The organism is Bradyrhizobium sp. dw_411 (assembly GCF_018449695.1).
Classification (GTDB): Bacteria; Pseudomonadota; Alphaproteobacteria; order Rhizobiales; family Xanthobacteraceae; genus Bradyrhizobium.
The window spans coordinates 219361-245134 of sequence record NZ_JAAVUY010000012.1 but is presented as its reverse complement, the minus strand read 5'-3'; the positions used below and the strand labels follow the sequence as shown (position 1 = coordinate 245134).

The 25774-nt window shown below is 61.0% G+C and carries 28 protein-coding genes and 2 tRNA genes; 5 read left to right on the top strand and 25 right to left on the bottom strand.

Annotated elements, in window-relative coordinates; all coding sequences use genetic code 11:
* Nucleotides 1-1416: amidase family protein (locus HB676_RS21695; RefSeq protein WP_213740220.1), on the bottom strand; the 1416-nt coding region annotated here is incomplete at its 3' end.
* 4 nt (nucleotides 1417-1420) lie between these two features.
* Entirely contained in the window at nucleotides 1421-1804 is a 384-nt protein-coding gene (locus HB676_RS21690) for a RidA family protein (RefSeq protein WP_213740219.1), read from the bottom strand.
* A gap of 170 nt (nucleotides 1805-1974) precedes the next feature.
* Between HB676_RS21690 and HB676_RS21685 the strand changes: the two genes are divergently transcribed.
* A complete protein-coding gene (locus HB676_RS21685; protein ID WP_213740218.1) occupies nucleotides 1975-2694 on the top strand; it encodes a TetR/AcrR family transcriptional regulator in 720 nt (239 codons plus the stop codon).
* 147 nt (nucleotides 2695-2841) lie between these two features.
* Here HB676_RS21685 and HB676_RS21680 read toward each other — a convergent pair whose 3' ends face one another.
* Nucleotides 2842-3321 (bottom strand): (2Fe-2S)-binding protein, encoded by a 480-nt coding sequence (locus tag HB676_RS21680; protein WP_249780378.1) that lies wholly within the window; start codon nucleotides 3319-3321, stop codon nucleotides 2842-2844.
* A complete protein-coding gene (locus HB676_RS21675; protein WP_213740216.1) occupies nucleotides 3318-4175 on the bottom strand; it encodes an FAD binding domain-containing protein in 858 nt (285 codons plus the stop codon). The genes HB676_RS21680 and HB676_RS21675 overlap by 4 nt, the downstream gene beginning before the upstream one ends.
* 461 nt (nucleotides 4176-4636) lie before the next feature.
* Here HB676_RS21675 and HB676_RS21670 point away from each other — a divergent pair, with 461 nt between their 5' ends.
* Nucleotides 4637-6853 carry a xanthine dehydrogenase family protein molybdopterin-binding subunit gene (locus HB676_RS21670; protein ID WP_249780387.1) on the top strand — a complete coding sequence of 739 codons (2217 nt, stop codon included), beginning with the start codon at nucleotides 4637-4639 and terminating at the stop codon, nucleotides 6851-6853.
* A 96-nt stretch (nucleotides 6854-6949) separates the two neighbouring features.
* The gene (locus tag HB676_RS21665; RefSeq protein ID WP_213740215.1) at nucleotides 6950-8287 is read left to right on the top strand and encodes an NtaA/DmoA family FMN-dependent monooxygenase; all 1338 of its coding nucleotides are present in this window, start codon (nucleotides 6950-6952) and stop codon (nucleotides 8285-8287) included.
* 122 nt (nucleotides 8288-8409) lie between these two features.
* Here the strand turns inward: HB676_RS21665 and HB676_RS21660 are convergent, their stop codons facing one another.
* The 11 genes from HB676_RS21660 to HB676_RS21610 form a co-directional block, all read right to left on the bottom strand.
* A complete protein-coding gene (locus HB676_RS21660; protein ID WP_213740214.1) occupies nucleotides 8410-8607 on the bottom strand; it encodes a DUF6538 domain-containing protein in 198 nt (65 codons plus the stop codon).
* An 84-nt stretch (nucleotides 8608-8691) separates the two neighbouring features.
* Nucleotides 8692-8767, bottom strand: a tRNA-Phe gene (locus HB676_RS21655).
* Between the two features lie 96 nt (nucleotides 8768-8863).
* Entirely contained in the window at nucleotides 8864-9073 is a 210-nt protein-coding gene (yacG, locus tag HB676_RS21650; protein ID WP_213740213.1) for a DNA gyrase inhibitor YacG, read from the bottom strand.
* On the bottom strand, nucleotides 9063-9686 hold the full coding sequence (locus HB676_RS21645) for a Maf-like protein (RefSeq protein WP_213740212.1): 624 nt from the start codon (nucleotides 9684-9686) through the stop codon (nucleotides 9063-9065). The genes yacG and HB676_RS21645 overlap by 11 nt, the downstream gene beginning before the upstream one ends.
* Nucleotides 9687-9870: 184 nt before the next feature.
* Nucleotides 9871-10338, bottom strand: a complete 468-nt coding sequence (locus tag HB676_RS21640; RefSeq protein WP_213740211.1) for a low molecular weight phosphatase family protein — start codon at nucleotides 10336-10338, stop codon at nucleotides 9871-9873.
* Between the two features lie 3 nt (nucleotides 10339-10341).
* Nucleotides 10342-10836, bottom strand: coding sequence for a UPF0262 family protein (locus tag HB676_RS21635; protein WP_213740210.1), 495 nt, complete (start codon nucleotides 10834-10836; stop codon nucleotides 10342-10344).
* Nucleotides 10833-12128 (bottom strand): histidinol dehydrogenase, encoded by a 1296-nt coding sequence (hisD, locus tag HB676_RS21630; protein ID WP_213740209.1) that lies wholly within the window; start codon nucleotides 12126-12128, stop codon nucleotides 10833-10835. The genes HB676_RS21635 and hisD overlap by 4 nt, the downstream gene beginning before the upstream one ends.
* 217 nt (nucleotides 12129-12345) lie before the next feature.
* On the bottom strand, nucleotides 12346-12801 hold the full coding sequence (locus HB676_RS21625) for a DUF2948 family protein (RefSeq protein ID WP_213740208.1): 456 nt from the start codon (nucleotides 12799-12801) through the stop codon (nucleotides 12346-12348).
* 30 nt (nucleotides 12802-12831) lie between these two features.
* Nucleotides 12832-14121 (bottom strand): UDP-N-acetylglucosamine 1-carboxyvinyltransferase, encoded by a 1290-nt coding sequence (murA, locus tag HB676_RS21620; RefSeq protein ID WP_213740207.1) that lies wholly within the window; start codon nucleotides 14119-14121, stop codon nucleotides 12832-12834.
* Between the two features lie 213 nt (nucleotides 14122-14334).
* Nucleotides 14335-14994 (bottom strand): NAD(P)H-binding protein, encoded by a 660-nt coding sequence (locus HB676_RS21615; protein ID WP_213740205.1) that lies wholly within the window; start codon nucleotides 14992-14994, stop codon nucleotides 14335-14337.
* A 104-nt stretch (nucleotides 14995-15098) separates the two neighbouring features.
* Nucleotides 15099-16037, bottom strand: a complete 939-nt coding sequence (locus tag HB676_RS21610) for an SDR family oxidoreductase (RefSeq protein ID WP_213740203.1) — start codon at nucleotides 16035-16037, stop codon at nucleotides 15099-15101.
* Between the two features lie 104 nt (nucleotides 16038-16141).
* Here HB676_RS21610 and HB676_RS21605 point away from each other — a divergent pair, with 104 nt between their 5' ends.
* Nucleotides 16142-16768, top strand: coding sequence for a TetR family transcriptional regulator (locus tag HB676_RS21605; RefSeq protein WP_346347398.1), 627 nt, complete (start codon nucleotides 16142-16144; stop codon nucleotides 16766-16768).
* A 30-nt stretch (nucleotides 16769-16798) separates the two neighbouring features.
* On the opposite strand, the gene HB676_RS21600 is transcribed toward HB676_RS21605, so the two are convergent.
* The 6 genes from HB676_RS21600 to HB676_RS33900 form a co-directional block, all read right to left on the bottom strand.
* On the bottom strand, nucleotides 16799-17623 hold the full coding sequence (locus tag HB676_RS21600) for an alpha/beta hydrolase (RefSeq protein WP_213740201.1): 825 nt from the start codon (nucleotides 17621-17623) through the stop codon (nucleotides 16799-16801).
* A gap of 85 nt (nucleotides 17624-17708) precedes the next feature.
* The gene (locus HB676_RS21595) at nucleotides 17709-18212 is read right to left on the bottom strand and encodes a hypothetical protein (RefSeq protein ID WP_213740199.1); all 504 of its coding nucleotides are present in this window, start codon (nucleotides 18210-18212) and stop codon (nucleotides 17709-17711) included.
* 139 nt (nucleotides 18213-18351) lie between these two features.
* Nucleotides 18352-19179 carry an alpha/beta hydrolase gene (locus HB676_RS21590; RefSeq protein WP_213740198.1) on the bottom strand — a complete coding sequence of 276 codons (828 nt, stop codon included), beginning with the start codon at nucleotides 19177-19179 and terminating at the stop codon, nucleotides 18352-18354.
* A gap of 46 nt (nucleotides 19180-19225) precedes the next feature.
* Nucleotides 19226-19534, bottom strand: a complete 309-nt coding sequence (locus HB676_RS21585) for a UBP-type zinc finger domain-containing protein (protein ID WP_213740197.1) — start codon at nucleotides 19532-19534, stop codon at nucleotides 19226-19228.
* Nucleotides 19535-19621: 87 nt separating this feature from the next.
* Nucleotides 19622-21334 (bottom strand): FAD-dependent oxidoreductase, encoded by a 1713-nt coding sequence (locus HB676_RS21580; RefSeq protein ID WP_213740196.1) that lies wholly within the window; start codon nucleotides 21332-21334, stop codon nucleotides 19622-19624.
* A 53-nt stretch (nucleotides 21335-21387) separates the two neighbouring features.
* Nucleotides 21388-21612: a hypothetical protein gene (locus HB676_RS33900; RefSeq protein WP_249780377.1), complete on the bottom strand. Its 225-nt coding sequence runs from the start codon at nucleotides 21610-21612 to the stop codon at nucleotides 21388-21390.
* A 352-nt stretch (nucleotides 21613-21964) separates the two neighbouring features.
* Here HB676_RS33900 and HB676_RS21575 point away from each other — a divergent pair.
* A tRNA-Thr gene (locus HB676_RS21575) sits at nucleotides 21965-22039 on the top strand.
* 1024 nt (nucleotides 22040-23063) lie between these two features.
* Here HB676_RS21575 and HB676_RS21570 read toward each other — a convergent pair.
* The 4 genes from HB676_RS21570 to HB676_RS21555 are packed head-to-tail and all read right to left on the bottom strand — an operon-like array spanning nucleotide 23064 to nucleotide 25744.
* Complete coding sequence (locus HB676_RS21570) at nucleotides 23064-23672, bottom strand: thiamine pyrophosphate-dependent enzyme (RefSeq protein WP_213740195.1); 609 nt, start codon at nucleotides 23670-23672, stop codon at nucleotides 23064-23066.
* The gene (locus HB676_RS21565; RefSeq protein ID WP_213740194.1) at nucleotides 23669-24169 is read right to left on the bottom strand and encodes a thiamine pyrophosphate-binding protein; all 501 of its coding nucleotides are present in this window, start codon (nucleotides 24167-24169) and stop codon (nucleotides 23669-23671) included. The genes HB676_RS21570 and HB676_RS21565 overlap by 4 nt, the downstream gene beginning before the upstream one ends.
* Before the next feature lie 17 nt (nucleotides 24170-24186).
* Nucleotides 24187-24663: a nucleoside deaminase gene (locus tag HB676_RS21560; protein WP_213740193.1), complete on the bottom strand. Its 477-nt coding sequence runs from the start codon at nucleotides 24661-24663 to the stop codon at nucleotides 24187-24189.
* Nucleotides 24664-24715: 52 nt separating this feature from the next.
* Nucleotides 24716-25744, bottom strand: coding sequence for an ABC transporter substrate-binding protein (locus HB676_RS21555; RefSeq protein WP_213740192.1), 1029 nt, complete (start codon nucleotides 25742-25744; stop codon nucleotides 24716-24718).
* Between the last annotated feature and the right edge of the window lie 30 nt (nucleotides 25745-25774).

The window sequence follows — 25774 nt, the reverse complement described above, 5'->3', positions numbered from 1 at the left end:
GGCCGCGGACCTTAGACCTGGACGCATCTGGGCCCACGGCCGTAGCTGCTCGAAGCTGAAGGCGGCGCGCAAGACGGCACTTTCCTGAAAGCGGCGCCCGACGATCTGTAATCCCACCGGCAACCCCGCTTGCGTGAAACCGCACGGCACGGATGCCGCGGGATTGCCCGCGAAATTGAATGGATAGGAAAATTCCGCCCATTGCATCCAATCCCAGGGATGCTGTGGCCAGTCTTCCGGCTGCACGCGTTCGACCGGAAAGGCTGCGACCGATGCGGCGGGCGTCAGCAATAAATCCCAGCCTTCAAACCATTTCCCGATCCGGCTGCAATAAGCCAGCTTGCGTTCGCGCGCGACTTGGTAGTCTTGCGCACGCATCGCCATGCCGTCCTTGATGCAGGCGACCAGCCCCTGGTCCATCTGGTTTTCCCATTCCGGCAGATGCCGCGCAAAGAGGCTCATCAAGGCCGGCCAAAAGAAGCGGATCAGTTCCGGACCTTCCGGACCCCAATCGGGCGTGACGTCTTCGACGATCGCACCAAGTGACTCGAACACCGAGACCGCGCGCTTTGTGACTTCAAGTATTTCCGGATCAACGCGCGCGTGGCCGAGATCGGCGCTAAAGGCAATCCGCATCCCGCCGACACCACCCGCCAAATCCGTCTCAAAATCCGGAACCGGTCCAGCGAGACTCGTATGATCTTCTGAATGCGGTCCGGCCATCACCGACAGCATCCGCGCCGCATCGCGCACATCGCGCGTCATTGGCCCGGCATGCGACGTGTAATCGAGATTGCCGACCGGCACGAGCGGCACCCGGCCAAACGTCGGTTTGAGCCCGAAGACGCCGCAAAAGTGGCTTGGAATCCGGATCGAGCCGGCCGCATCCGTGCCCTGATGAAGAGGCCCATAACCGGCTGCGGCAGCGGCGCCGGCCCCGCATGACGAAGCGCCCGCCTGATATCCATGTTTCCAGGGATTATGCGTGTAGCCCGTCAAGGGGCTTCGGCTCAAACCCGACCAGCCAAGTTCCGACGTCGTCGTCTTGCCGATCACGATCGCGCCGGCCGCCTTGAGCCTCTCCACAAAAGGCGCGTCTTCGGTCGGGACGGCACCGGCGAAAAGGTGCGATCCGCGTTGCGTGGCAATGCCGCGAGTCGCCGCCAGATCCTTGATGGTGACCGGAATGCCATGCAACGGTCCAAGCGCTTCCCCGCGTTGGATTGTCTGCTCGGCATCGCGTGCCTGCTGCAGTGCCTGATCGGCGGCGAGCGTGGCGAGTGCGTTGACCTGAGGCTCGACCGCCGCCACGCGGCGTAAAATGGCCTCGACGATTTCAACGGGCGAAACGGACTTGTCGTGGATCAGGGACGCAAGTTGATGGGCAGGCAGGTAGCCGATATCACTATCGTTCATGGCGCTAGCCCCGGACGGACGCAATGGCTTCGACCTCGATCAGCAACGACGGCGAGATCAACTGGGCAATGACGAGCGTCGACGCAGGAAACGGTTCGGAAAAATAGCTTCCGCGGAGCTCACGCCAGATCGGCAGATATTGTCGATCCGACAGGAAGACGCCTATCTTCACGACATCCCTGAACGTCGCGCCGCCTTCGCGCAGAACGGCCTCGAAATTCTTCATCACCTGCGCAACCTGCGCCGGAAAGTCAGCTTCCCCGACAATGGCGCCTTGAGAGTCCAGGGCGACCTGCCCCGATATGAAAATGAACGGCCCATTGACCACAACGCCTGCACTCATGCCGGGGAGAGCGAATGTGTCTTTGGGCGTTATGATCTGGGCCATGGGGTTACTTGGCATGGGATTACTTGGGCTGCCGGGTTTCTGTGCAGAATGATGCGAAGGCTTGAACGTTGTTGGCACTTGGCGTGCTTACATGGCTACATGACAACAGCCGCTTGAGTTAAAGATCGACCTGTGCTTGTGAAACAATTCGTCGTTTTGGCAAGGAACCGATGAAACGCAACCGAACGAATACGGCGACCGAGCCGCAGCCCGCCGAAAAAGCTTCGCCGAACGGCGCGGAGGTCAGCCTTCTGAACGCGGCGGAGGCTCTGTTCGCGGACAAGGAATTCGACGCCGTGACGACGCGCGACATCGCCAATCGCGCGAAGGTCAATCTGGCACTGGTGCACTACTATTTCGGCGCCAAAGAGAAGCTTTTTCGCGCAGTCCTGGAGCGCCGCATCGAGGAATTGAGCCATAGACGCCTGCAATTGCTCAAGGACCGCCGTCATTCCTCGCCAGCCATTCCGATCGCACAGATCGTCGAGGCTTTCGTTCTGCCCCTGCTCGAGTTCGCAACGGCAGGCAACCGCGGCTGGCGCAATTACATTCGCCTCAATGGCCGCGTCGCGAGTTCGGATAAATACATAAAGCTGGCGGGCGATCTCTACGACCCGGCCGCAAATGTCTTTATCGAAGAGATTGCGCGAACGCTTCACGCCGCCAGCCGGCGCGATGTCGAATGGGGCTATCTGTTCATGGTCTCGGCGATGTCCTGCGCTTTTGCAGGCGGCGGCCGCATCGAAAGGCTGTCGAGCGGGAAAGGAAAATCGTCCGATCTCGGGGAGGCCTATGATGTGCTGATACCCTTTATTTCCGCAGGCCTGGAGGCTTCGGGACGGAGACTTCGCACTCGACATCGGGAAAGACCCACAAGTGAGCTGGTTTAGTCACTTGACTAAGATGCTGTGAGCCATGCCGGCTGTCGAGCCCATTTTGACGCCACTGATTGCCAAGAAACGCGGCAAGCCTCCAGCCCCTGGGGCGTTCGAAACCTCCGATCTGTTCCAGTGCACGACGCTCCGCAGGATCGGAACTTATGCGCCCTTCATCTGATGGGCGGCCGCCAGGACGGCCTTGATGATATTTTGATAACCGGTACACCGGCAAAGGTTTGAGGACAGGACGTCAACCAGGTCTTCGTCACTGATATCCGGATCTTGTTCCAGCGCGCCTGCCGCCAACATCAAAAATCCTGGCGTGCAAAACCCGCATTGCAGGCCATGATGCTCGGTGAATGCGCGTTGGAGGGGATGCAGTTCGCCGTTTCTGGCAAGACCTTCGACCGTGCGGATATGCTTTCCGTCCGCCTGAACGGCAAACATCAGGCAGGAGCGCATCGGCACGTCATCGACAAGGACGGTGCACGCCCCGCAAACACCATGCTCGCATCCCACATGCGTACCGGTTTTACCGCACTCATCGCGAATCGCGTCAACCAGCGTCAGCCGAGGCTCTATAGAGAGCGCATGGCGTTCACCGTTGATCATCAGCGTGATGTCAATTTTTTGGGTCAAGCGGCGGCCCGCTCCAAAGCGCGCCGGGTAACAACGGCCACAAGATCGCGCCGATAAGCGGCATCGGCCTGCTGATCCTCCATCGGGTCGACAGCGGCGGCGGCGGCCGCGGCGGCATCTTCGAAAAGCCGCGCCGAGGGTGGATGACCTGTCAGCACCTTTTCAGCCTCCGGCAGACGGCGTGGCCGGTCTTCCGCGCCGCCGACACCGACCCGGACATCCGCGATCAATCCGCCGACGAGTTCGAAGGTGACGAGCGCCATTGCGACCGCATAGTCGCCTGCCCGGCGGCTGAATTCGTAAAAGCCAAACCTGGTACCCGGTGTCAGCAAAGAAAATCGGGTCTCGACCAAGAGTTCATCCTCGGCGAGGTTGGTGGCCATGATCGACACAAAAAATTCGTCTGCGTGGAGTTCACGCCTGCCCCGAAGGCTTTCGGCGATCATGGTCGCACCCAACGTCACGGCGGTCAGCGCCCATTCGGACGACGGATCGGCATGCGCGAGACTTCCGCAAAATGTGCCTCGCATTCGGATCGGATAGTGGGCGATATGCTTGACGACAAAGGACAGGAGTCCGCCCAGAGGATTTCCCACGACAGGGCGATGAAAGGCGGCATGCCGTATGCAGGCCCCGATCGACAGGACGCTATCGGACACCGATAGCTTCTCAAGCTCGCCTACGCCATTGATGTCGATGAGATGCGACGGCCGCGCCATGCGAAGCGCCATCGTCGGTATCAGACTTTGGCCGCCGGCAATAATGCGACCATCGTCCGACGCGAACATGCCGAGCAACTGGACGGCCTCCTCGACGGACTGCGGCGCATGATACTGGAACGCGGCTGGTTTCACGCTGTCCCCGATCGCCACGCTCCGTCGCAAACCACTGCGAACGGCGCGGATCTCTCGTCCGACACAATCATCATCTCGTGAAGCTCCAATGCCTGCGGGGAGTGTGCTGAAGCGGTGATGCGGAATCAAGTCGCTTGACTAAATTTTTTGATGGTGATGTTTTGCCAATGTCACGTTCGAATGGCGCACCAACACTGCCCAACTTCGAGGCATCTTGACGAGATATCGGTCAGCCGAAGGCTCAAGCATCGTTATTGTGATCGCTCCGTTCGGAAGACAGCGGGACGAAACGGTTAAACCTTGTCCGGTTCGCATACAGGCGCGAGACAGCATCAGTGGATCAGACAAACACACATTCTGATGGCTTGATCGGGCGCGCCGTCGAGCGCCTCGAGGATTTCGCGCTGATCACCGGCGCCGGCCGCTTCGCCGGCGATTTTTCGCTGCCGCATCAACTGCACATGCGCATCGTTCGCTCGCCCGTCGCCAATGGCGAGATCACGAAAATCGATATCACGGAAGCAATGGCCGCGCCCGGCGTTTTCGCGATCTGGACCGGCGACGACGTTCGTGATGTAGCGCCGGTGGATTATCGGGATCCTGCGCCCGAAGCACTGGCGGTCTACCGACAACCCGTCCTGGCCGGGAAGCGCGTGCGATATGTCGGTGAACCTGTCGCCGCCGTTTTCGCTTCGAGCGCATATACGGCGGAAGACGCCGCGGAATTGGTGCAGATCGAAATCGATACGCTTCCGGTCCTGATCGATGCGACGCGCCCGCCTGGGGCTTTTGACGAAAAGAGCTCGACCGAAGCAACCGTGCTCAAGCAGAGTTACGGGAATGTGGACCGCGCCTTTGCCGACGCGCACACGGTCGTCGAGCTTGAGCTTGATATCGGTCGCCACTCCGCCATTCCGATGGAAACCCGCGGCGCGATCGGCGTCTACGATGTCGGCCAGGACATGCTGCGGCTGTACGGTGCCGCCAAGATTCCGCATCGCAATCGCGTTACCCTCGCGCGCATGCTTGGGCGCAATCCGGGCTCGCTGCATTTGCACGAATTGCACGTCGGAGGCGGCTTTGGGGTAAGGGGCGAACTTTATCCCGAGGATGTGCTGGTCCTGGTAGCAGCGATGCGGCTGCGCCGCCCGATCAAATGGATCGAAGATCGGCGCGAGCATTTGATGGCAACCAACCATTCACGCCAGCAACACCATCGTGCCCGCTTGGCTCTGGATGCCGACGGCCATATCCTCGGTCTGGATGACGTATTTTTTCACGATCAGGGCGCTTACATCCGCACCCACGGCGTGAACGTTGCGTATATGACGATGGGATCCCTTCCTGGGCCCTACCGCGTTCCGAGCTATCGCGGCGTTGCGCATTTTAGGCTCACCAACAAGACACCGGCGGCGACCTACCGTGCACCCGGCGCCTATGAAGCTTCGTTCGTCAGGGAGCGTTTGCTCGATGTCGCGGCCCGCAAGCTCGGCATTTCGCGAACCGAAATTCGCCGACGCAATCTCCTCCAACCCGAGGACATGCCGCACGTGCGAAAATTCGATCAGCCCGGAGCCGAAACAACCATCCTCGATTCCGGCAACTACCCGGAGCTGTTCCAGAAGACCCTAAAGGCGGCCGCCTACGAAAATCTGCGCGAAGAAGTTGCGCGCAGGCGCACCAATGGCGAATCGGTCGGCCTCGGCATCAGTGTCTTCTACGACGAAAGTGGCCGCGGTCCGGCCGACGGCGCAAGAGCCAGCATCGACACCGATGGCTGCGTGGAGCTCATCACCGGCGGCGCCTCGGTCGGGCAAGGATTCGAAACGGTGATGGCCCAAATCTGCGGACAGGCCATCGGCGTGGACTACAAAAAAGTGCGTGTTGTTCATGGCCAGACGGACCGCATTCCCTACGGGATCGGCGCGCACGCCTCGCGCGCGACTGTATTGACCGGCAGCGCCGTGCACGAGACGGGCCTCAAGCTGCGCGAGAAGATCCTTTCATTCGCATCCGACCTGCTGCAGGCGCCGGCGGCCGATCTCGACGTCAAGGATGGGCAAGTCTTCGCGCGTAAGGGCGCGGGCGCGTCCATATCGCTTGCTGAGATTGCCCGACGTGTCGCGCCGGGATCGCCGCTGCTCGGCGACCGCGACCCGGGCTTGATCGCGGAGGGCTGGCACAAGACCGACCGAATGGCGTTTTCCTACGGCGTGCACATCGCGATGGTGAACGTCGATCGCGAAACGGGTGCCGTTAGAATCGAAAAATATATCGTGGCGCACGAAGCCGGTCGTGCCGTCAATCCGATGCTGGTCGAGGGCCAGATCGCCGGCGGATGCGCACAAGGGATCGGCGGCGCGCTGTTGGAAGAATTCACCTATTCCGAAATGGGCGACCCGCTATCGACCACCTTTGCGGATTACCTTTTGCCGACACTGCACGAAGTGCCGGACGTTCAAATCATCATCTCCCAGGACGTTCCCTCGCCGGTGAACCCGCTTGGCATGAGAGGCGCAGGCGAAGGCGGCATAAACGGCGCAGGCGCTGCGATCGCAAATGCAGTGGAGGATGCCTTGCAATGGGATGGCGTCATCACACGGCTGCCGATCACGCCGTTGCGCCTCAAGAAGCAGATCGACCGCTCTCGCGAAAACTACCCTCGCCCGGGTTCATAAGCGGATAAAAATCAACCGGCATGATCCTTGCCAAGAATACCGAAGAGTCTGCCGAAGACTAAAAAAACAATAACGAAAACCAAATTGGGTGATCCTATGAAGAAACACATTCATCTCGGATATGACCTGTCCTGGACTCACCTGGACGGCCGTTGGCGCACGCCCGGCTCGTGGAGCCACACGCAATTTCCTGACATTCGCATGTACGAGGAAATAGCCGGGATCGCCGAACGCGGGCTGCTCGACTTCATTTTCTTTGGCGACGGTAGCGGCATCCCGAACACGTGGGCCGGCTCGATCGATGCTGCGGTCCAATGGGGCATTGGCTGGCCCCGGCAGGACATGAGTCCGTTCATCGCAGCGATGTCGCGCAACACACGTCATATCGGTTTCGGGTTGACGTACTCGTCGACGTTTATGCATCCGTTCTATGTGGCGCGACTGCTTAATTCGCTCGATCATGTCACTAATGGCCGCATCGCGTTCAACGTCATCACGTCGACCCGTCGAGCGGACGCCATGAATTACGGGTTTGACGAATTGATGGACCATGCCGAGCGATACGAACGAATGGAGGAGTTTGTAGACGTTTGCAAAGCTCTATGGGCCAGCGTCGCGCCAGATGCCTTCAAATGGGACCGCGAAACCGGATTTGTGGCCGACCCTTCCAAGGTCAAGGCAATCCATCACGCCGGCAAGTTTTTCAAAGTCGAAGGCCCCCTGTCCTGCGTCCCGTCACCGCAAGGCCGGCCGGTGCTGGTGCAAGCCGGGGCATCGCCGCGTGGCATCAAGGGTTCTGCACGGGTCGCCGACTATGTCTTTGCCTTGAGCCCTGGGCTTGAAAAGCAGGTCAAGCATCGCCAGGAACTCGACAAGGCCCTGGTGGCGGAAGGCCGCGATCCCGAGAGTGTCGGGATGTTCTGGGACGTCGTGCTGATTGTGGAAGAATCTGCGCAGGAAGCGAAGCGCCGCTACGAGCGCCTCCTGATGACAGCCGTCCCGGCCGACGGCATCGGCGCTTTTCTATCGCACCAGATCGGATACGACCTCTCCCGGCTTCCGGAGCGCTTTACCATCGAGGAGATCAATGCGGAGATTACGGCGTCCAACGCGTCGCCTGTCGGCTTCCTGAATATCACGCGTGCGCTCGATCCGAAAAAAGAAATGTCTCGCAGCGAATTCTACGACCAGATGATGCATCATACGTCTTCGCACGATCAGGTCGTGTACGGAACGCCCGATAAGGTTGCCGACTATCTCGAGGAAATTTTTGTCGCGACCGGTGAGAAAGGTGGCTTCATGATCGCTCATCCGCCAGCTACGCCGCGCGATCTGCTCAATGTGGTCGATTTCCTGGTTCCCGAATTGCAACGGCGCGGACGTTACCGGACCGAATATACGGGACGAACACTGAAAGAGAATCTCTCGAACTAGTGGACAGTTAGCGACCAAGAATCTTTATTGTTCGCTCGATGCTGTCGGGTCCGAAACGGAAATGACTTAACCGGCATCTCGCTTTCTGTTGACCGACCTGACGTATGGCGAAGCGACGCCGGTTAGCCCACCTCACCTGACCTCAACATCGGCGAGAGCTTCGGCATGTCGATGTTTGGCTTTTGCGGGGTCGCGGTCTCGAGGCTTCGCTTTTCTTCGCGCTTGCCGACCAGTTGACGCAAGTCATCCGGCACCACTTTTCGGAGGTAGTAAACACCAGTGCGGGGATGCTTCCAGGGACGTGACATTGCAAGGGACATTATACCAACCTTTTGTACCAGGCGGGTAGCGTCAACTCCTTGATTTTGCTTATTTGCTTTCAAAACAAAGGCTTAAAAGCTGCATGGTGCCCAGGGGCGGGATCGAACCACCGACACTGCGATTTTCAGTCGCATGCTCTACCAACTGAGCTACCTGGGCACTTCGCGAGCCGAGGCCCAACGAGCGCCGGTTTATAGTCAGGCCGGGCAGCCGTGTCCAGCTTCGTGCTAAAACCATGAAAACGCTCGAATATCCCTACTCGGCGTCTTCGTCTTCGTTATCTCGGCCCGGAATGGCGTAGGAATTCGACAGCCAGCGGTTCAAATCGACATCCCGGCAGCGTTCCGAACAGAAGGGCTTTGAGGCCTCGACGGCCGGTTTGCCGCAGATCGGGCAAGATTTTGTACCCGGCGCTTTGGCGCCCGATTTGCCGGGAACGGCGTCGTCTGGTGGTTTAGCTGGCATTCAGCCAGCCGAAGCGAATCGGGAAACCTTCGCCGCCGAGCAGCGTGATCGATTCGTACAGCGGCAACCCGACAATATTGGTGTAGGAGCCGACCATCTTGACCACGAAAGATCCGGCGATGCCCTGCACGGCATAGCCGCCGGCTTTGCCGCGCCATTCGCCGGAGCCGATATAGGCCTGGATGTCGTCCTCGCTCAACCGCTTGAAGCGCACGCGGGTCTCGATCAGGCGCTGGCGGAAGGCTTCCTTCGGCGTCACCAGACAGACCGCGGTGTAGACGCGGTGGTTGCGCCCCGACAGTAACCGCAGGCATTGCGAGGCCTCGTCGACCAGATTCGCCTTCGGCAAAATACGGCGGCCGACCGCGACCACGGTGTCGGCGGCCAGAATGAAGGCGCCGCGCAATTCGTCGTCGAGCTGCACCGATTTGAGCGCGGCGTCGGCCTTGGCGCGGGCCAGCCGATTGGCACAGGCCCGCGGCAACTCGCCCCGCTTCGGGGTCTCGTCGACATCGGCCGGGCGCAATGCATCGGGCTCGATGCCGGCCTGGTTGAGCAGGCTGAGCCGTCGCGGTGAACCGGAAGCAAGAACGAATTTGGGGCGGCCTAGCATGCGGATTTTATCGGCGGGAGGATTCGGGCGGGATGCGCGCGGAACCTATCGGAAGGGGTTCGCTGAGACAACCGGCTAGCCCCCGCGAAAAGCCGGAACCCGTGGCCCCCGGCAGTGGCGATTGAAAGAAAACTGTCATGGCCAAAGTCCCGAATCACGCCATCGCGTGGAACGAAGCAACTCCCTAGCCGCTAGCCGCGCCGACCTTCGAAAACCGCTTGCGGATGCGCAGCAGCAGGCTGTCGCAGACCTCGCGATAGGCCTGCAGCTTCTGCTCGCGATTGCCGTCGGCCCCGGTCGGATCGTGGGTGGGCCAATATTCCACGTCGGCCGCGATCGTGTGCGTCAGCTCCAGCGCCTTGTGATGCGCCTCCGGCGACAGCGTGATGATGAGGTCGAAATTGAGCCCTTCCCAGTCGTCGAGTTCCTCGAAGGTCATCGGCCTGTGGCTGGAAATATCCTGGCCGAGCTCGGCCATCACAGCGACCGCGAACGGATCGAGTTCGCCCTTCTTGACGCCTGCGGATTTGACATAGAGCGCATGGGGAAACATCTGCTGCAACAGGCTCTCGGCCATCGGCGAACGCACGCTGTTGAAACCGCATGCGAACAGCACGGCCTGCGGCGTGCGCACGCGCGGCGGCGAGCCCACGCGCTAGCCTTTCCAGTGCAGCACGCAGATCAGCGTGAACAGCCGGCGGGAGGTTTCGAAATCGACCCGCACCTTGCCCTTCAACCGCTCCTGCAGGGTGCGTGAGCCTTCGTCGTGAATGCCGCGGCGGCCCATGTCGATAGCCTCGATCTTGTCCGGCGTAGCGGTGCGGATCGCCTGATAATAGCTGTCGCAGATCATGAAATAGTCTTTCACGATTCGCCGGAACGGCGTCAGCGACAACAGATGCGCCACGACAGGCGCGCCGTCTTCACGGCGGATGTCGAACATCAGCCGGTTGCCGGTGATGCCGATATGCAGCGTGAACGGGCCGCCTTCGGCGCCCTCGGGCGCGAACAGATTTTGCTCGACAAGATCGTAGATCGCAATCGCGCGCTCATGCTCGATGTCGGGACCGGAACGCCCGATCGATTCCTCATCGAGCGTCACCGCGACGATGCGGTTTTGCGAATCGTCGTCGGCGGGCGGGTTGGTCATGACAGATTGAGGCGCAGCCCGATCGACCGCGCATGCGCATCGAGGCCTTCGGCCTTGCCCAGCGTCATCGCCGCCGGTCCCAGCACCCGCAACTGGTCCGGTCCGCATTTCAGGATCGAGGTTCGCTTCATGAAGTCGAGCACGCCGAGCCCGGACGAGAACCGCGCCGAACGCGCCGTCGGCAGCACATGGTTGGAGCCGCCGACATAATCGCCGATCGCTTCGGGCGTATGCGGACCGAGGAAGATCGCGCCCGCATTGCGGATCTGCACGGAGAGCGCTTCGGGGTCCGCGGTCATGATTTCCAGATGCTCGGCAGCGATCGCATTCGCCAGCGCCACGGACTCACTGAGATTCTTGACCAGGATAACGGCGCCGAACTCATTCCACGAGGCCCGCGCGATTTCCGCACGCGGCAAGGTCGCCAGTTGCGCCTCGACTGCGCGCTCAACATCGGCGGCGAGTGCAATATCGTCGGTGATCAGGATCGACTGCGCGTTGACGTCGTGCTCGGCCTGCGCCAGCAGATCGGCCGCGATCCAGCCGGCATTGCCGGTCGCGTCGGCGATCACAAGCACTTCCGAGGGGCCCGCGATCATGTCGATGCCGACCTTGCCGAACACCAGCCGCTTGGCGGCGGCGACATAGGCATTGCCCGGGCCAACGATCTTCGCCACCGGCGCAATGGTCGCCGTGCCCCAGGCCAGCGCCGCCACGGCCTGCGCGCCGCCGACGCGATAGATCTCGGACACGCCGCCGAGATGGGCGGCCGCCAGCACCAGCGGATTGAGCTTGCCGTCGGGCGACGGCACCACCATCGCCACACGCCCGACACCGGCGACTTTTGCGGGCACGGCGTTCATCAGCACCGAGGACGGATAGGCGGCGGTGCCGCCGGGCACATAAAGTCCGACCGCTTCGATCGCGCTCCAGCGCCAGCCGAGTTCGACGCCAAGTGCATCGGTGAAGCGCTGGTCTTTCGGCAATTGCTGGCGGTGAAAAACCTCGATCCGGTCACGGGCGAATTCAAGCGCTTCAAGCGTTTTTCCGTCACAGGCCTTCACCGCGGCATCGATTTCGGCCGGCGTGATGCGCAGACCGCCGGCGTCAAGCTTAAGCCGATCGAACTTGTGCGTCGCCTCGAGCAGCGCCGCGTCGCCTCGCGCGGCGACATCGTTGACGATGGCCCGGGTCGCGGCCTCGATATCGGCCGCGACCTCGCGTTTCATTGCGAGAAAACTCGCAAATCTCGTGGTGAAATCGGCGCTGCTTTGATCGAGGCGAAGGGGCATGGTGGCTTTCCGGGCGGGAGTACCCATTGCTCAATGGCGCGGCGGCAAATCGCCGTCAACCCTTGCGTATTGTCTAATTCAGGTCCGTAGGGTGGGCAAAGCGCAGCGTGCCCACCGATCTAATTTGCATCCTCAAGGGATGGTGGGCACGGCGCAAGAGCGCCTTTGCCCACCCTACGAACTGGCGCTCGATATCGCCCCGGAATGACGGCCAGTTCTAGGCGTCCAGTCCCGAGGGTTCCGCGCCCGCGCCGAGATCGCTGGTACCGAGCTCATCCACGCCGAGATCGGCCAGTTCGCATTCCAGGCACTCGACATCCAGCCGGAGCGCGCCGCCTTGGCTGAACATCAGCACCGCGCTGCCGCCGGGCGCCTCGCCGGGGTGAAATTCGATTCCGAGCAGTTCCAGCGCGACTTCCGGCGCCTCTAGATCGATATTGCGCGATTTACACGCCAGCACGCGGTCGAAGCGCAATGCCGCAATCAGGCGGCGGGGCTCGGTCTCCCCTGTCAGGGTTTGCTCCCAATCCAGCCGGTTCATGCCGACCACCAGCCGCTTCTCGCTTTGCCGCCAGATGATGTCAGAGGTCTGGACGCGCGCGTCCTGCACATGCGCAGAAATCACCGCGAGGTCATCGGGATCGAGCGCGATCAATTTGAGCTGGGCTGTCACCGCATGACCTGTAATTTCAATTGACGTGTCTCAGTCGCTGATGCGCTCGATGGATGCGCCGCACCCTGACAATTTTTCCTCAAGCCGCTCGAAACCGCGGTCGAGATGGTAGACGCGGTTGACCATGGTCTCGCCTTCGGCGACGAGGCCCGCGATCACCAGCGACACCGACGCGCGCAGGTCGGTCGCCATCACAGGCGCGCCGCGCAGCTTCGCGATGCCGTCGATGGTCGCGGTTTCGCCGTTGAGATGAATCCGCGCACCGAACCGCGCCAGCTCCTGCACATGCATGAAACGATTTTCGAAAATCGTCTCGGTGATGTGCGAAGAGCCTTTGGCGCACGCCATCAGCGCCATCAACTGGGCCTGCAGATCGGTCGGGAAACCCGGGAACGGCGCGGTCGAAACCGTCACCGGCTGGATTCCGGCGCCGTTGCGGGCAACCCGAATGCCTTCATTGCTGGCGGTGATGACGGCGCCGGCCTGCGTCAGCACGTCGAGCGCCGATTGCAGCAATTCCGGCCGTGCGCCGGCCAGCAGCACATCGCCACCGGTCATCGCGACCGCCATCGCATAGGTCCCGGTTTCGATCCGGTCCGGCAACACCGTGTGCCGCGTGCCGTGCAGCTTGGTGACGCCTTCAATGACGATACGGGGCGTACCGGCGCCGGTAACGCGTGCACCCATCTTGTTGAGGCAATCGGCGACATCGAGAATTTCCGGCTCGCAGGCGGCATTGGTGATGACGGTGGTGCCCTTGGCCAGCGTCGCCGCCATCAACGCGACATGGGTGCCGCTGACCGTCACCTTGGGAAAATCGATCGCCGCACCCTTGAGGCCGCCCGGCGCCTTCGCAATCACATAGCCGCCGTCGATCGCGATCTCGGCGCCGAGTTTCTCCAGCGCCATGATCAGGAGATCGACCGGCCGGGTGCCGATCGCGCAGCCACCAGGCAGCGAGACCTTGGCCTCGTGCATCCGCGCCAACAGCGGCGCGATCACCCAGAAACTGGCGCGCATCCGCGACACCAATTCGTAGGGCGCGGTGGTATCAATGATATCAGCCGCCGAAATGTGCAGCGTCTGGCCCTGATATTCCTGAGCGCCGGGGCGTTTGCCCGCCGACATGATATCGACGCCGTGATTGCCGAGAATACGCTGCAATTGGGCCACGTCGGCCAACCGCGGCACATTGTCGAGGATCAGCGTCTCTTCGGACAGCAGGCCCGCGATCATCAAGGGCAGCGCCGCATTCTTCGCGCCCGAGATCGGAATGGTGCCGTTGAGTTTGCTGCCGCCGACGATACGAATGCGATCCATGCCAAAACCTGCTTATTTTGCTATGCACAAAGTATATAGAGCAAACCGCCCTATGCCAAAAGCTTGGAAATTTGCGGCTATTTGATGGGTTTGCTGTCATTCCGCGACCGCCCGCAGGGCTGAACCCAGGAATCTCGCGCCAATAACCTCAGGATTACCCGATATGCGATAGCACATCCGAGGCTCACGCTTCGCGTGCCCCGGAATGACAGCTCAGACCGCGTTGATATCCTCGCTCTCCAGGATCGGCTTCGGATAGCCGTCCCGCGCGACCCCAATCATGGCGCGGCCGACCTGCTCTGATGTCGTCATGTAAGCCGGAGCGACGCGATTGAGCAGCGATAGCAATGGCGCCGTGCCGACATAAATCGCCTGAACCCAGCCGGTCTTGGACTTGACGCCATGCAGCGGCTGGATTCCCGCCGGGCGAAACATATAGGCCGCCTTGAACGGCAGCTTGAGCAGATCGTTTTCGGTCTTGCCTTTGACCCGCGCCCACATCAGCGAGCCTTTTTCCGTGGAGTCAGTGCCGCGCCCGGTGACATAGACGAACACCATGCCGGAATTGAGTCTGGCGAGCGTCGCCGCCGCCGCCATCGTGATGTCGTAGGTCAGATGCTGGTAGCGCTCTTCATCCATGCCGAGCGACGAGACGCCGAGACAGAAGAAGCAGGCGTCGAAGCCGGCGAGCTGGGATTCGATCCCGGAAAAATCCAAAAAATCGGCGTGCACGATTTCGCGCAGCTTGGGATTGGCCTGCCCGGTCGCGCTGCGCCCGACCGCGAGCACGCTTTCGACGCCGGGATCGAGCAGGCATTCGCGCAGCACACCCTGCCCGACCATTCCTGTTGCGCCGAACAGAATGACTTTCATGCGATTTCCCATCCATAGCGTTTTCGAGCGAAGTGGGTACCGGCTCGTGTGAAGAAAACGCGTCAAAAAAGAACCAGAACCTCCGTCCCGGAGGTTCTAGTCATTCAGGCGGCGGCTGCGACCGGAGCGAACGATACACCGGTCAGCGCGGCGGAGACATCCCACAGCCGCGCTGCTGAAGCTGCGTCTTTCGCCTGCGGCATGATCTTCGCCGGCACCGGTGGCCCCTTCAACTCGTAGAACCAGTTCGGGCCATAATAGCCTGCGGGTTTTGCGTCCGGCGAAGTCGCGGCAAACAGCGTCGGCAGCGCGCCTTCGGCGGCCGACTGGCTCATCAGCGGCTGCAGCGACTTGCTGAGCTGCCATAACAGGCCGCTGGCGCCCGGGCCGTTGGCGATCAGTTCGGTTCGCGCATAACCGGGATGCGCGGCATTGCTCATCAAGCCCCAGCCGCCGGCATCGCTGCGACGCTGCAGCTCAAGTGCGAACATCAGCATCGCCAGCTTCGACTGGCAATACGCCTTCCATGAGCTGTAGGATTTCGCGCTTTGCAGATCGCCGAAATTGATCGCGCCGCTGCGATGCGCGAGGCTGGAGAGATTGACCACACGGGGCTGACGGCCCTGACGAAGCAACGGAAGCAAATGCGCGGTGAGCGCATAATGGCCGAGATAATTGGTGCCGAGCTGCATCTCGAAACCGTCTGACGTCACCTGCCGCTGCGGCAATGCCATCACGCCCGCATTGTTGACCAGCAGATCGAGCGAGGTGTGGGCGGCGGCGTAGCGGCTGGCAAACTCCGCCACCGACGCCAGGCTCGCCAGATCGATTGTGTCGTAGGCGATCTCGGCATTCGGAAATTGACTGCGGATGGCCTGCAGCGCGTGGCGGCCCTTGGTTTCATTGCGGCCCGTCAGCACCACATTGGCGCCGGCACCGGCCAACGCCAGCGCGGTTTCGTAGCCGAGGCCACCGGTGGCGCCGGTGATGACGGCGGTTTTGCCGTTGAGGGGCGGAATGTCTGCAGTGCTCCAGTCGGCCATGCTTATATCTCCCTGCTCGATTCGTTGCGGACACCGGCCGCCAGCTCTAACTGTGCACTTAGTGCAAATTTGCAAGAGGTGAAGATTTGGGGTCAATTGCGAAAGTGCGTAAAAAACCCAAGCCGCTGATATCAAAGGAAAAACTGGCCGCGAGCGCCCCGGGGCTACGGGCGCGCAAGCGGCAGCAGACCCGCGAGCGGCTGACCCGGGCGGCGATGGCGCTGTTTCTCGAGCGCGGCTTCGAAGCGACCACGCTCGATGACATCGCGGCGGCCGCCGATATATCTCGCCGCAGTTTCTTCCACTATTTTGAGTCGAAGGAAGACGTGGTGTTTGCCTGGCAGGAGGAGAGCACGGCGGCGTTAATCGCCGCGGTCGCCGCCCGGCCCGCCAGCGAATCCATGCTATCAGCCGCGGAGAACGCGATTTCCGCGATGGTCCGGCAACTCGAGCCCGGCGAAGCGATCGCGATGGCGCAGCTTAAATGCGACAACCCCGCCTTGCAGGCACGCGATCAGGTCAAATACGAGAAACTTGAACGCGCTCTGGCGGAGGCGCTCGGCAAGCGCGCGGGTCACAAGACCGAAAAGCTCGGGGCCCGGCTGGTCGCGATGATCGCAACCGGCGCGATGCGGATCGGCGGCGAAGTTTGGACCGCCGAAGGCGCGCGTGAAAAGCCGGAAGCCCTGGTGAAGCGGACATTCGCCGCGATACGGGCGATCTTCGATTGATCGCCCGCATCCAGCGAACGAATCGATGCATTACGCCTTGATGAAGGCCAGCAGGTCGGCGTTGATTGTGGCCGCTTCCGTGGTCGGCATGCCGTGCGGAAAACCCTTATAGGTTTTCAGCGTGCCGTTCTTCAAAAGCTTTGCGGATAACGGCCCCGCCGCGACATAGGGAACGATCTGATCGTCCTCGCTGTGCATCACCAGCACGGGCACGCTGATTTTTTTGAGGTCTTCGGTGAAATCAGTCTGCGAGAACGCAACGATGCCGTCGTAATGCGCTTTTGCGCCGCCCATCATGCCCTGACGCCACCAGTTCTGGATCACGGGCTCTGATGCCTTGGCGCCCGGCCGGTTGTAGCCATAGAACGGACCCGAGGCGACGTCGCGATAGAATTGCGAACGGTTGGCGGCCAGCGCGGTCTGAAATCCGTCAAACACTTCCTTGGGAAGGCCGTTGGGGTTGGCCGGCGTCTTCACCATCAGCGGTGGCACCGCGCAAAGAATGGCGGCCTTCGCCACCCGGCTTTCGCCGTGCCGCGCGAGATAATGCACCACCTCGCCGCCGCCGGTGGAATGGCCGACATGAATGGCGTTCTTCAGATCGAGATGCGCCGTGACCGCAGCAAGATCATCGGCGTAATGATCCATGTCGTGACCGTCACCGGTCTGGCTGGAGCGGCCATGGCCGCGGCGGTCATGGGCGACGACGCGATAGCCGTGATTGAGGAAGAAGAGCATCTGCGCGTCCCAGTCATCCGATGACAACGGCCAGCCATGGCTGAACACAATGGGCTGACCCTTGCCCCAATCCTTGTAGTAAATCGCGACGCCGTCTTTGGTCTGGATTGTGGGCATGGGAGACTCCTTTTGGGCGAACTATTTTCAATCCGTCATTCCGGGACGGCGAAAGCGGTATACCCGGAATGACGAAGTCGAACGATCAAGCGTAAGTTACAAGCGGCCGGAAGCGCCTGATCGCACCGATGATCACGACGATGAAGAACACCAGCACGACGCCCTGGACCACGGCGAATACCGGTCCCGCCGGGGGATTACCCGGCGCCAGCGCCGTCAATGCCGGAATCTTGAGGAAGCTCTGGATCACCAGCACGAAGACGTTGAAGTAAAGCGACAGCAGCGCGGTCACCGCATAGATCCAGCGCCACGCACCGGACAGCTTCATGCCGTAAAGCGCGATACAGGCAATCGCCAGCAGCACCAGTGAGAGCAAGGCGATGACGTGCGACGGCAGCAGCTTCTCAAATGGAAACAGAAAACCCGTCGCGTTGGTCAGGATCGTCGTGAGCAGGAACAGCGCGGTCATGCCCGCCATCCGGTTGGAGCCGAGCAACCCGGACAGGACCACAAAGCCCGACGCGATAGCGATCAGGCTGATGACGACGTGAACCATCGTGAAAGTAGCTAAACTCATCCCCAAGACCATGACGCGCTCCCCCTGCTGAAATCGGGTGAATGCTACGACTCCTCCGAGGAAATTGCCACAGGCGTGCCGCCTGTCGGCGAGCAACCCTGAGTGATCGCCTGACGCCTCGCACGATTGTCACACAATGCGCGCCGGCGCTTTAGCGCTTGAGAAATTCAACCAGCTTCGGGATGATCTGGTCAGGCGCCTCTTCCATCAACCAGTGGCCTGATCCCTTGACGAGGACGCCCTCGACATCCGTTGCCACCATCTTGCCTTGCTCGATCAGGAACGGCCCACCGGCTTTTTCGCCGGAAAGCACCAGCAGCGGCATCGTCAATTTGGTCTTTGCAAATCCTGCGAAGTCCCCGGCATCCCCCGGGAAGGCCCGGAAAACTTCCATCCCGGCGGCCATGTGGCCGGGCTTTGCATATTCGCGGGCATAGAATTCGCGATCGGCTTCCGGGATCGATTTGGCGGGATCGGCGGCAAAATCATTCCAGAAGTGTTCGAGGTAAATGCGTTCACGGCCTGTGACCAGCGCCAGTGGCGTCTTGCCATAGAAATGGAAATGCCAGAGATCGCGCAGCAGGAAGACGCTATTCCAGTCGCCGACGCCCGGAAGGAACGCTTCCATCAGCACAAGCCGATCGACTTCGCCGGGATATTGCGCCGCATAGGCGTAGGCGACCATCAACCCGATGTCGTGGCCGACCAGGCGGATGCGCTCGTATTTGAGACTTTTCACTAGCGCATGGATGTCCTGCGCCATGGCCGCTTTGGCGTATCCGTCCGCGGGTGCGGACGATTGGCCGAAGCCGCGCAGGTCAGGCGCAATCACGGTGTGCGTATCGGAAAGCTTCGATATCAGCGGCAGCCACATATGGCTGGTTTCGGCGAAGCCATGCAGCAGCACGATCGGATCGCCCTTGCCTTCTATCAAATAGTGCAGCTTCGCACCATCAACGTCGGCAAATCTGCTTTCCATCCGATATTCGCTCCCGCCTCAAAACCACGCTTCGATAGTAACGCCTTCAATAGTAACGCGGGATCGGCCCGTTATGCGGCGTTTTCCGTTTCGACAAATCGAACAGGACTTCGTGCACATAACACCAGCCCCATCCTTCCGGCGGATCGTAGCCTTCGATGATCGGATGTCCAGTGGCGTGAAAATGCTTGGTGGCATGCGTGTTGGGCGAATCGTCGCAGCAGCCGACATGACCGCAAGTGCGGCAGATCCGCAAATGCAGCCACTCACTGCCGCTCTTCAGGCATTCCTCGCAACCGAGCGCGCTCGGCGTAACATCGCGAATGCCCGCGATGTCGGTGCAGCCTTTTGACATCCTCAATCCCCTTTTCGTTCGATCTGTCCCGGCGGAATTGAACTACACTCAATTATTCTTCTTGCGCATTCTCGTGTCATTCTTGCGCTAAAGCGCCGGCTTGGCGGCATCGCCGAGAAATCCGTGCAGCGCCGCCACCACCTGCGCACCCTCGCCAATGGCGCCGCCGACCCGCTTGACCGAACCCGAACGCACATCGCCGACCGCGAACACGCCGGGCACCGAGGTTTCCAACGGCGACGCCACCGCGTTGCTCTTTTTGCAGTGTTCGCCGGTCACCACGAATCCTCCGCGATCCACCATCACGCCGCAGCCATCGAGCCAGCCGGTGGCGGGATCGGCGCCCACGAACAGGAACAGATTGCGGATATCGATGGTGCTGCATTCCCCCGATAGCCGGCTGCGCCAGCGCACGCGCTCCAGCGCAACGTCCTTGGTGCCTTCGAGCCCAACCACCTCGGTATTGAACACGAGTTCGATATTCGACGCGGCCTCGATACGCTCGATCAAATAGCGCGACATGCTGGAGCCGAGGCCGCCGCCGCGGATCATCATGTGGACCCTGCGGGCATGACTCGACAGGAACACCGCCGCCTGGCCAGCGGAGTTGCCGCCGCCGACCAGCACGACTTCCTGCGCGGCGCACAGCCGCGCCTCGATCGGCGAGGCCCAATACCAGACGCCGCGGCCCTCGAAGTCGGCGAGGTTCTCGATCTCGGGCCGGCGGTAGCGCGCGCCGCTCGCGACCACGATCGAGCGCGCGCGCAATACCTCGCCGTCGTCGAGCGTCAGGCCGAAGGCACCGTCATTGCGCGAGCAATCGAGCGACTTGGCCTCGACCGGGATCATGATATCCGCGCCGAATTTCTGCGCCTGGTTAAAAGCGCGGGCGGTCAATGCATGTCCGGAAATGCCGGTCGGAAAGCCGAGATAGTTCTCGATGCGTGCGCTGGCTCCGGCCTGGCCGCCGAACGCCCTGGTATCGCACACCGCGACCGCCAATCCTTCGGACGCAGCATAGACCGCGGTCGACAGTCCGGCCGGGCCGCTGCCGACGACGGCGACGTCATAGACCTTGTCCTTGGCAAGGGCGCGCACCATGCCCATCGCGCGCGCCAGTTCGGATTCGCTGGGGTTGCGCAGCACCGTGCCGTCGGGCAGCACCACCAGCGGCAAATCGCCCGGCGAGGGCGAATAACGCGCGATCAGTTCGGCCGCATCGGTATCGGTGGCCGGATCGAGCAGATGATGTGGGTAGCTGTTGCGGGTGAGAAATCCGTCGAGGCGCACCACGCCGCTGGAATAGGACGGACCGATCAGCACCGGGCCGCCAACGCCGCCCCTGATCAGGTTGACGCGGCGCAGGATCAGCGCGCGCATGATGCGCTCGCCGAGATCCGCCTCAGCCACCAGCAGTGCGCGCAGGCGCTCCGGCGGGATCAAGAGCGTTTCGACATCGCCCTCGGCGTGGCCATCGATCAGCGCGACCCGGCCCGAGAGCTGGCCGATTTCAGCGATAAACTGCCCCGGCCCCTGATCGATCACGGGCGTGATGTGGCCGAGGCCGTCGCGCTGCGTGATCGCGACATGGCCGGACAACAGCACAAACATGCCGGGTCCGGGTTTGCCGGTCTCGAACAGCTTTTCGCCGTCTTTGTAATGACGCTCCTCGCCGAACCGGCGCATGCGGGCGATTTCCTGCGGCGTCAGCGCCGGAAATGTCTGCTCATGACGCGGAAACGCAGTTATGGCCGCAACACCATCATCCGTCTTGTCGCCTGCCGTGATGTCTGCAACCATTCCGTCTCGCCCCACTCGAATACAACGATCAACAATTCCCGCGCGGAACGATCCTACTCGCTCGGTGCCTTGTCGCCGTCATGATGTAGGATGGCTCGATCGGCGTTGGAAGCCGCACCTGCGGAATCGTCTCGCCCTCTGGCCTGCGATTTTCGCCGCTTGAGATTTTCGCGCAATGCGAGCTTCAGCCGGTCCTCCCTCGAATCCTTGCGCGGATTTTGGCGCGGATTTTCGGGCTTTCCCGATGGCCCCTTGCGTTTGTCCTTGTCATCTTTCATCGCCGACCTGTTCGAACGCATCGCTGCCTGAATAATGTCAGGGGAAAAGGGCCTGACGGCCTCCCTCGCTATCGGAACATAGTGTGTTTCGCTTGCCCGCCGTGCAATCGCCGATTCCGGGACCTCGCCGATAACGACGACTGAGGCGCAGATTTTCGAGACTATCTGGAAATCGGGAACCGGATCGGCCCATAACTGGCTCAATTGAAGGCCAAGGTGGGCATCCTGCCCTCATTATGACCGTTTTGACGACCCTGCGGGCCATTTCCCGCGCTTGCGCGCCCCCGGGCCTTGTGGCAAGGATCGGCGCGCCTTGTTGAGGCCTTTTGGCCGATTCCCGTATCCGGGGCACGCTGCCGTAGCTCAGTGGTAGAGCACTCCATTGGTAATGGAGAGGTCGACAGTTCAATCCTGTCTGGCAGCACCATTTTTGCCTTTTAATTCAACGATTTTCGACTTTGCCGATCACTCCCGGATGCCTTTATTTGGCATCCTTGCGCAGAACAAAGCACGAAATGGCGTGCAGTTACGTGCAAAATCCGTGCGTTAGGTTCGCGCGATGTTCTGTTCAAACCTGCAGAACTTCTTGTTCGCGCTGTTGCCGGGTGGCGTCCTCGAGCTCAGGATTGTTTGGGAGGGCCGACACACTCGAATCAGTGAGGGAAGCCATGTTCCGTAAATTAATCGACGGATACCGTAGCCAAGCAGCACAACAACTATCCGATGCCGAAGAGTTAGAATCTGGTGAGTGCCGAATTGGCAATCAAGACGGCGACCAATCGCTCAGCACGGCCTCAAGTAAACGAGGCCTTGCCGCTAGACTTTTGGGACTGAGCAACGCTTACGAAGATTTAGACGACTAGTGAGCCATCTAACCTTTTCTTTACATCAAGCCGTCACATTAACCTCGGGCTGCGTATCATGCCCTTTAGTAAAGAAGCCATCCCCGTCTCAACCCGGTGGTGGCTTTTTGCTTCGCGTTGTTTGGCAGCTTCCGCTGCCACCTGCATGTGACCGCATTGCAACAATGCGTGTTGTTCCTGCATTTGGAACAGCTAATTTTGGTTTACGTCTGGCGACCGTTGGTTTTAGGTGCGCATACCGGGGCTGGGTTAATTTCATAACTACGCATTTTCGAACCCGGCGAGCCGCAGTGCGAGAATGCCTGCGGCTTTTTGCTGTGCTTGAGGCGTAGCGCCGCACATGTTTCCATCATGCACTGCTAGTACAGCCTTACTGAACTTGACGCACGCATCTACCGCCCAAGCATCGGGATCACTGCATCCAATAAACACGTCGTGTGGCTGACACCTATTTTCAAATTCGCCGCTACAGACTCTGAAATTTGCTACCACCGCGGCCTGATTAACGTAGGTCTGCCAACCAAAAAAGGGCTAGCGCGGCCACACCATCTCTTTCGGCGAATCAAGCCTTCCGGCCGCCCCAGCCCTTCAATTATGCTCGCTCGGCCCCATGATCGTGATGCCTTCGGTGGCCTCGACGTGGCGCACGAAGATGTATTTGTCTTCGCGGCCGTCGCTGTGTTTGCGCCGGATGCCGGGCTGCACGCTGGCTTCGACCTTCGCGACCACGAGGTAGGGCACATCGGCGGCGAGGCCCATCCGGCAATGGGCTGCGAAGGCGTCGAGATCGCGCACCGTATAGGCCTGCTCGATACCGGCGCCCTGCGCGATCCTGGCAATGTCCACCCGTCCCTTGGCGGTGTGGGTGGGCGGGCCGCCGATCGACTGATAGCACTCGTTATCCCAGACCACGATCAGCAGATTGCGCGGCTGCTCGTTGGCCAGCGTTCCCAGAATGCCCAGGTTGAACATCATGCCGCCATCGGTATCGAGCGACACCACGCGCCGATGCGGCAATCCGACCGCGAGGCCAAAGGCCTGCGGCGTGACACAGCCGAGTTGTTGCTGGAACAGGCTCGCGGCGCGCATGTGAGGCGCGGCATTGTACCATTCGTCGACGCTGGCGCCGAGCGAGAGGATAACCAGTTCGTTCTTCAGCAAGGCGCCGAGGCGCTCCATGCAATCATATCGCTTCATCGCACCAGCGCTCCGGTCAGCGCGATCGCTGAATGATAGTAGGCCGCATAGGACCAGTGGAACGCATCCTGGATCGAGCGCTCGATGTCGTCCTCCCGGTCAACCACGCGGTAGGGAATGCGCATCGCCTCCAGCAGCGGCTCCATCGTCATGCCGTGCGGGATCGCCCACCAATTGTTCTCGCCGAGATCGCCGCGATAGCTCATCAGCATGACGACAGGGATTCCCGCGCCCATGCCCATACGGGCCAGTGGCTCGATCGAGGCCCGCAAGCCCGAGTTTTCCATGATCAGCGCCGCGCGCTTGCCCGACAGGAACAGGCCGCCGCAAATCGCGGCACCCTCGCCCTCATTGGTGACCTGGATGGTCCTGATATCGGGATCCTGATCGAGCGCCGGATAGAGCTCCTTGAACAGCGAATCCGGCAGATAGCAGACGACACTGACCCCGGCCGCCTTCAGCCCGGCAATGACCCGCGCCACAATGTTCTGTTGCATATGTGCAATCCGGATTTTCAGCGGGTCAATTCGACCGCGGATGAGGCGTATAGCGCGATGCATTCGGCGGATCGCACACCCTCGATCACTTTCAAATCCCACCCGGTCATCTCGGCAAAACGCTCGACCGTGTAATCCTTGAAATTGAAGGCGACCTTGGCGAGTTGCTTGATGTCCCGGTTGCGCGCGCCGATCACCAGCGTTTTGATGCCGCCATTAAGGATGGCGCCAAGACACATCGGGCAGGGCTCGCAGGTCGCATAGAACGTGCAATCAGGAAGCTCGCGCCGCCCGAGCTTCTGGGTCGCATATTTGATCGCGAGCGTTTCGGAATGGGCCGTGGTGTCGGATGTCGAAACCTTCAGGCTGCGGCTGCGCACCACCACTTCGCCGTCGCAGACCACCACCGCGCCGAAGGGCTGCTCGCCCTGCGCCGCGCCGGCCTTGGCTTCCTCGATGGCGATCGCCATGAAATGATTATGATCTGCTTCCAATTTCATCCTCCGTCATTTGATTCTGTGTGATGCGGTTAACCGATCGCGCGGTTCAGTGGGCGGGCGGCAATGCGCGATCGGCCTTGGGCGGCAGGAACGCACGGCTGAAGACCTCTTCGAGCGCAGGCGTACGCGGCAGCGCGTAGGCCTCCGCGACGGTCGTGATCGCGGCCTGCAGCCTGGTGTCGTCGAGGTCGCCGAGGCCGAGCCGGGTGACTTCATCGGTGCGCAATTGATGATCGATCGTGTAGACCAGCCGCTGCTTCTCAAGCTCGACATTGGTGAGCGGCTCTACCTTCTTGAGCGCCGCGATCCCCTCATCGGGATTGGCCGCGACCTCGAGGATGGCGCGGTTCAACGCCTTGACGAGACCACGTACCGCGTCGGGATTTTCCTTCAGCAGCTTCTGGGAAACCAGGATGCCGTTGGAATAGAGATCGAGGCCATTTTCGCTGTAGAAGAACCACCGGAAATCCGTCTCCGGCGATTTTCTCATCGCCAGAAAATTCATGTAACTGGTCGGCGAGAATTGCGCGATGCCATCGGCCTGCCCGTTGACCAGCAATTGCTCGATCAGGTTTGGCGCGGCGTTGAGCACTTTCACTTTCGAGGCATCGACACCGTTCTTGAGCGCGAGCGGCTTGAACATGCGCTCGGTCGCCGACCCCGCCGGCGCGGCCAGCGTGTGGCCTTCCATATCCTTGAGCGTCTTGATCGGGCCGTCCGCCTTGACGATCAAGGCGTAAGGCGCGCGATTGTAGAGCATGTAGACCAGGACCGGCTGTTCGCCGGGACGCTGGGCAGCGTTCTGGATCACCGCATTGATGTCGCCGAACCCGGCCTCATAGGCACCGGTCATGATGTGGCTGACGGCCGCGGCGGACCCGTCGCCCTGGTCGATGGTGACATCAAGCCCTTCGGCCTGGAAATAACCCTTGTCCCGCGCGACGTAATACCAGGCGCCCGGCCCCTGGGCTTTCCAGTCCAGGATAAAGCGGATTTTTATCGGCTCGGCATGGGCCGCTCCGATCATCGCGGCAGCCGCCACGCAGGCCAGAGCCCAAACGGACGAGCGTTTCATGCTGACAACTCCATGCAGGTTCGAAAATGA

Excerpts from the sequence above, each read along its gene's own strand:
- HB676_RS21690 (WP_213740219.1), bottom strand. The coding sequence starts at position 1,804 with ATGGCCCAGATCATAACGCCCAAAGACACATTCGCTCTCCCCGGCATG.
- HB676_RS21685 (WP_213740218.1), top strand. The coding sequence starts at position 1,975 with ATGAAACGCAACCGAACGAATACGGCGACCGAGCCGCAGCCCGCCGAA.
- HB676_RS21670 (WP_249780387.1), top strand. The coding sequence starts at position 4,637 with ATGCGCATCGTTCGCTCGCCCGTCGCCAATGGCGAGATCACGAAAATC.
- HB676_RS21665 (WP_213740215.1), top strand. The coding sequence starts at position 6,950 with ATGAAGAAACACATTCATCTCGGATATGACCTGTCCTGGACTCACCTG.
- HB676_RS21660 (WP_213740214.1), bottom strand. The coding sequence starts at position 8,607 with ATGTCCCTTGCAATGTCACGTCCCTGGAAGCATCCCCGCACTGGTGTT.
- yacG (WP_213740213.1), bottom strand. The coding sequence starts at position 9,073 with ATGCCAGCTAAACCACCAGACGACGCCGTTCCCGGCAAATCGGGCGCC.
- HB676_RS21645 (WP_213740212.1), bottom strand. The coding sequence starts at position 9,686 with ATGCTAGGCCGCCCCAAATTCGTTCTTGCTTCCGGTTCACCGCGACGG.
- HB676_RS21635 (WP_213740210.1), bottom strand. The coding sequence starts at position 10,836 with ATGACCAACCCGCCCGCCGACGACGATTCGCAAAACCGCATCGTCGCG.
- hisD (WP_213740209.1), bottom strand. The coding sequence starts at position 12,128 with ATGCCCCTTCGCCTCGATCAAAGCAGCGCCGATTTCACCACGAGATTT.
- murA (WP_213740207.1), bottom strand. The coding sequence starts at position 14,121 with ATGGATCGCATTCGTATCGTCGGCGGCAGCAAACTCAACGGCACCATT.
- HB676_RS21615 (WP_213740205.1), bottom strand. The coding sequence starts at position 14,994 with ATGAAAGTCATTCTGTTCGGCGCAACAGGAATGGTCGGGCAGGGTGTG.
- HB676_RS21610 (WP_213740203.1), bottom strand. The coding sequence starts at position 16,037 with ATGGCCGACTGGAGCACTGCAGACATTCCGCCCCTCAACGGCAAAACC.
- HB676_RS21600 (WP_213740201.1), bottom strand. The coding sequence starts at position 17,623 with ATGCCCACAATCCAGACCAAAGACGGCGTCGCGATTTACTACAAGGAT.
- HB676_RS21595 (WP_213740199.1), bottom strand. The coding sequence starts at position 18,212 with ATGGTCTTGGGGATGAGTTTAGCTACTTTCACGATGGTTCACGTCGTC.
- HB676_RS21590 (WP_213740198.1), bottom strand. The coding sequence starts at position 19,179 with ATGGAAAGCAGATTTGCCGACGTTGATGGTGCGAAGCTGCACTATTTG.
- HB676_RS21585 (WP_213740197.1), bottom strand. The coding sequence starts at position 19,534 with ATGTCAAAAGGCTGCACCGACATCGCGGGCATTCGCGATGTTACGCCG.
- HB676_RS21580 (WP_213740196.1), bottom strand. The coding sequence starts at position 21,334 with ATGGTTGCAGACATCACGGCAGGCGACAAGACGGATGATGGTGTTGCG.
- HB676_RS33900 (WP_249780377.1), bottom strand. The coding sequence starts at position 21,612 with ATGAAAGATGACAAGGACAAACGCAAGGGGCCATCGGGAAAGCCCGAA.
- HB676_RS21570 (WP_213740195.1), bottom strand. The coding sequence starts at position 23,672 with ATGAAGCGATATGATTGCATGGAGCGCCTCGGCGCCTTGCTGAAGAAC.
- HB676_RS21565 (WP_213740194.1), bottom strand. The coding sequence starts at position 24,169 with ATGCAACAGAACATTGTGGCGCGGGTCATTGCCGGGCTGAAGGCGGCC.
- HB676_RS21555 (WP_213740192.1), bottom strand. The coding sequence starts at position 25,744 with ATGAAACGCTCGTCCGTTTGGGCTCTGGCCTGCGTGGCGGCTGCCGCG.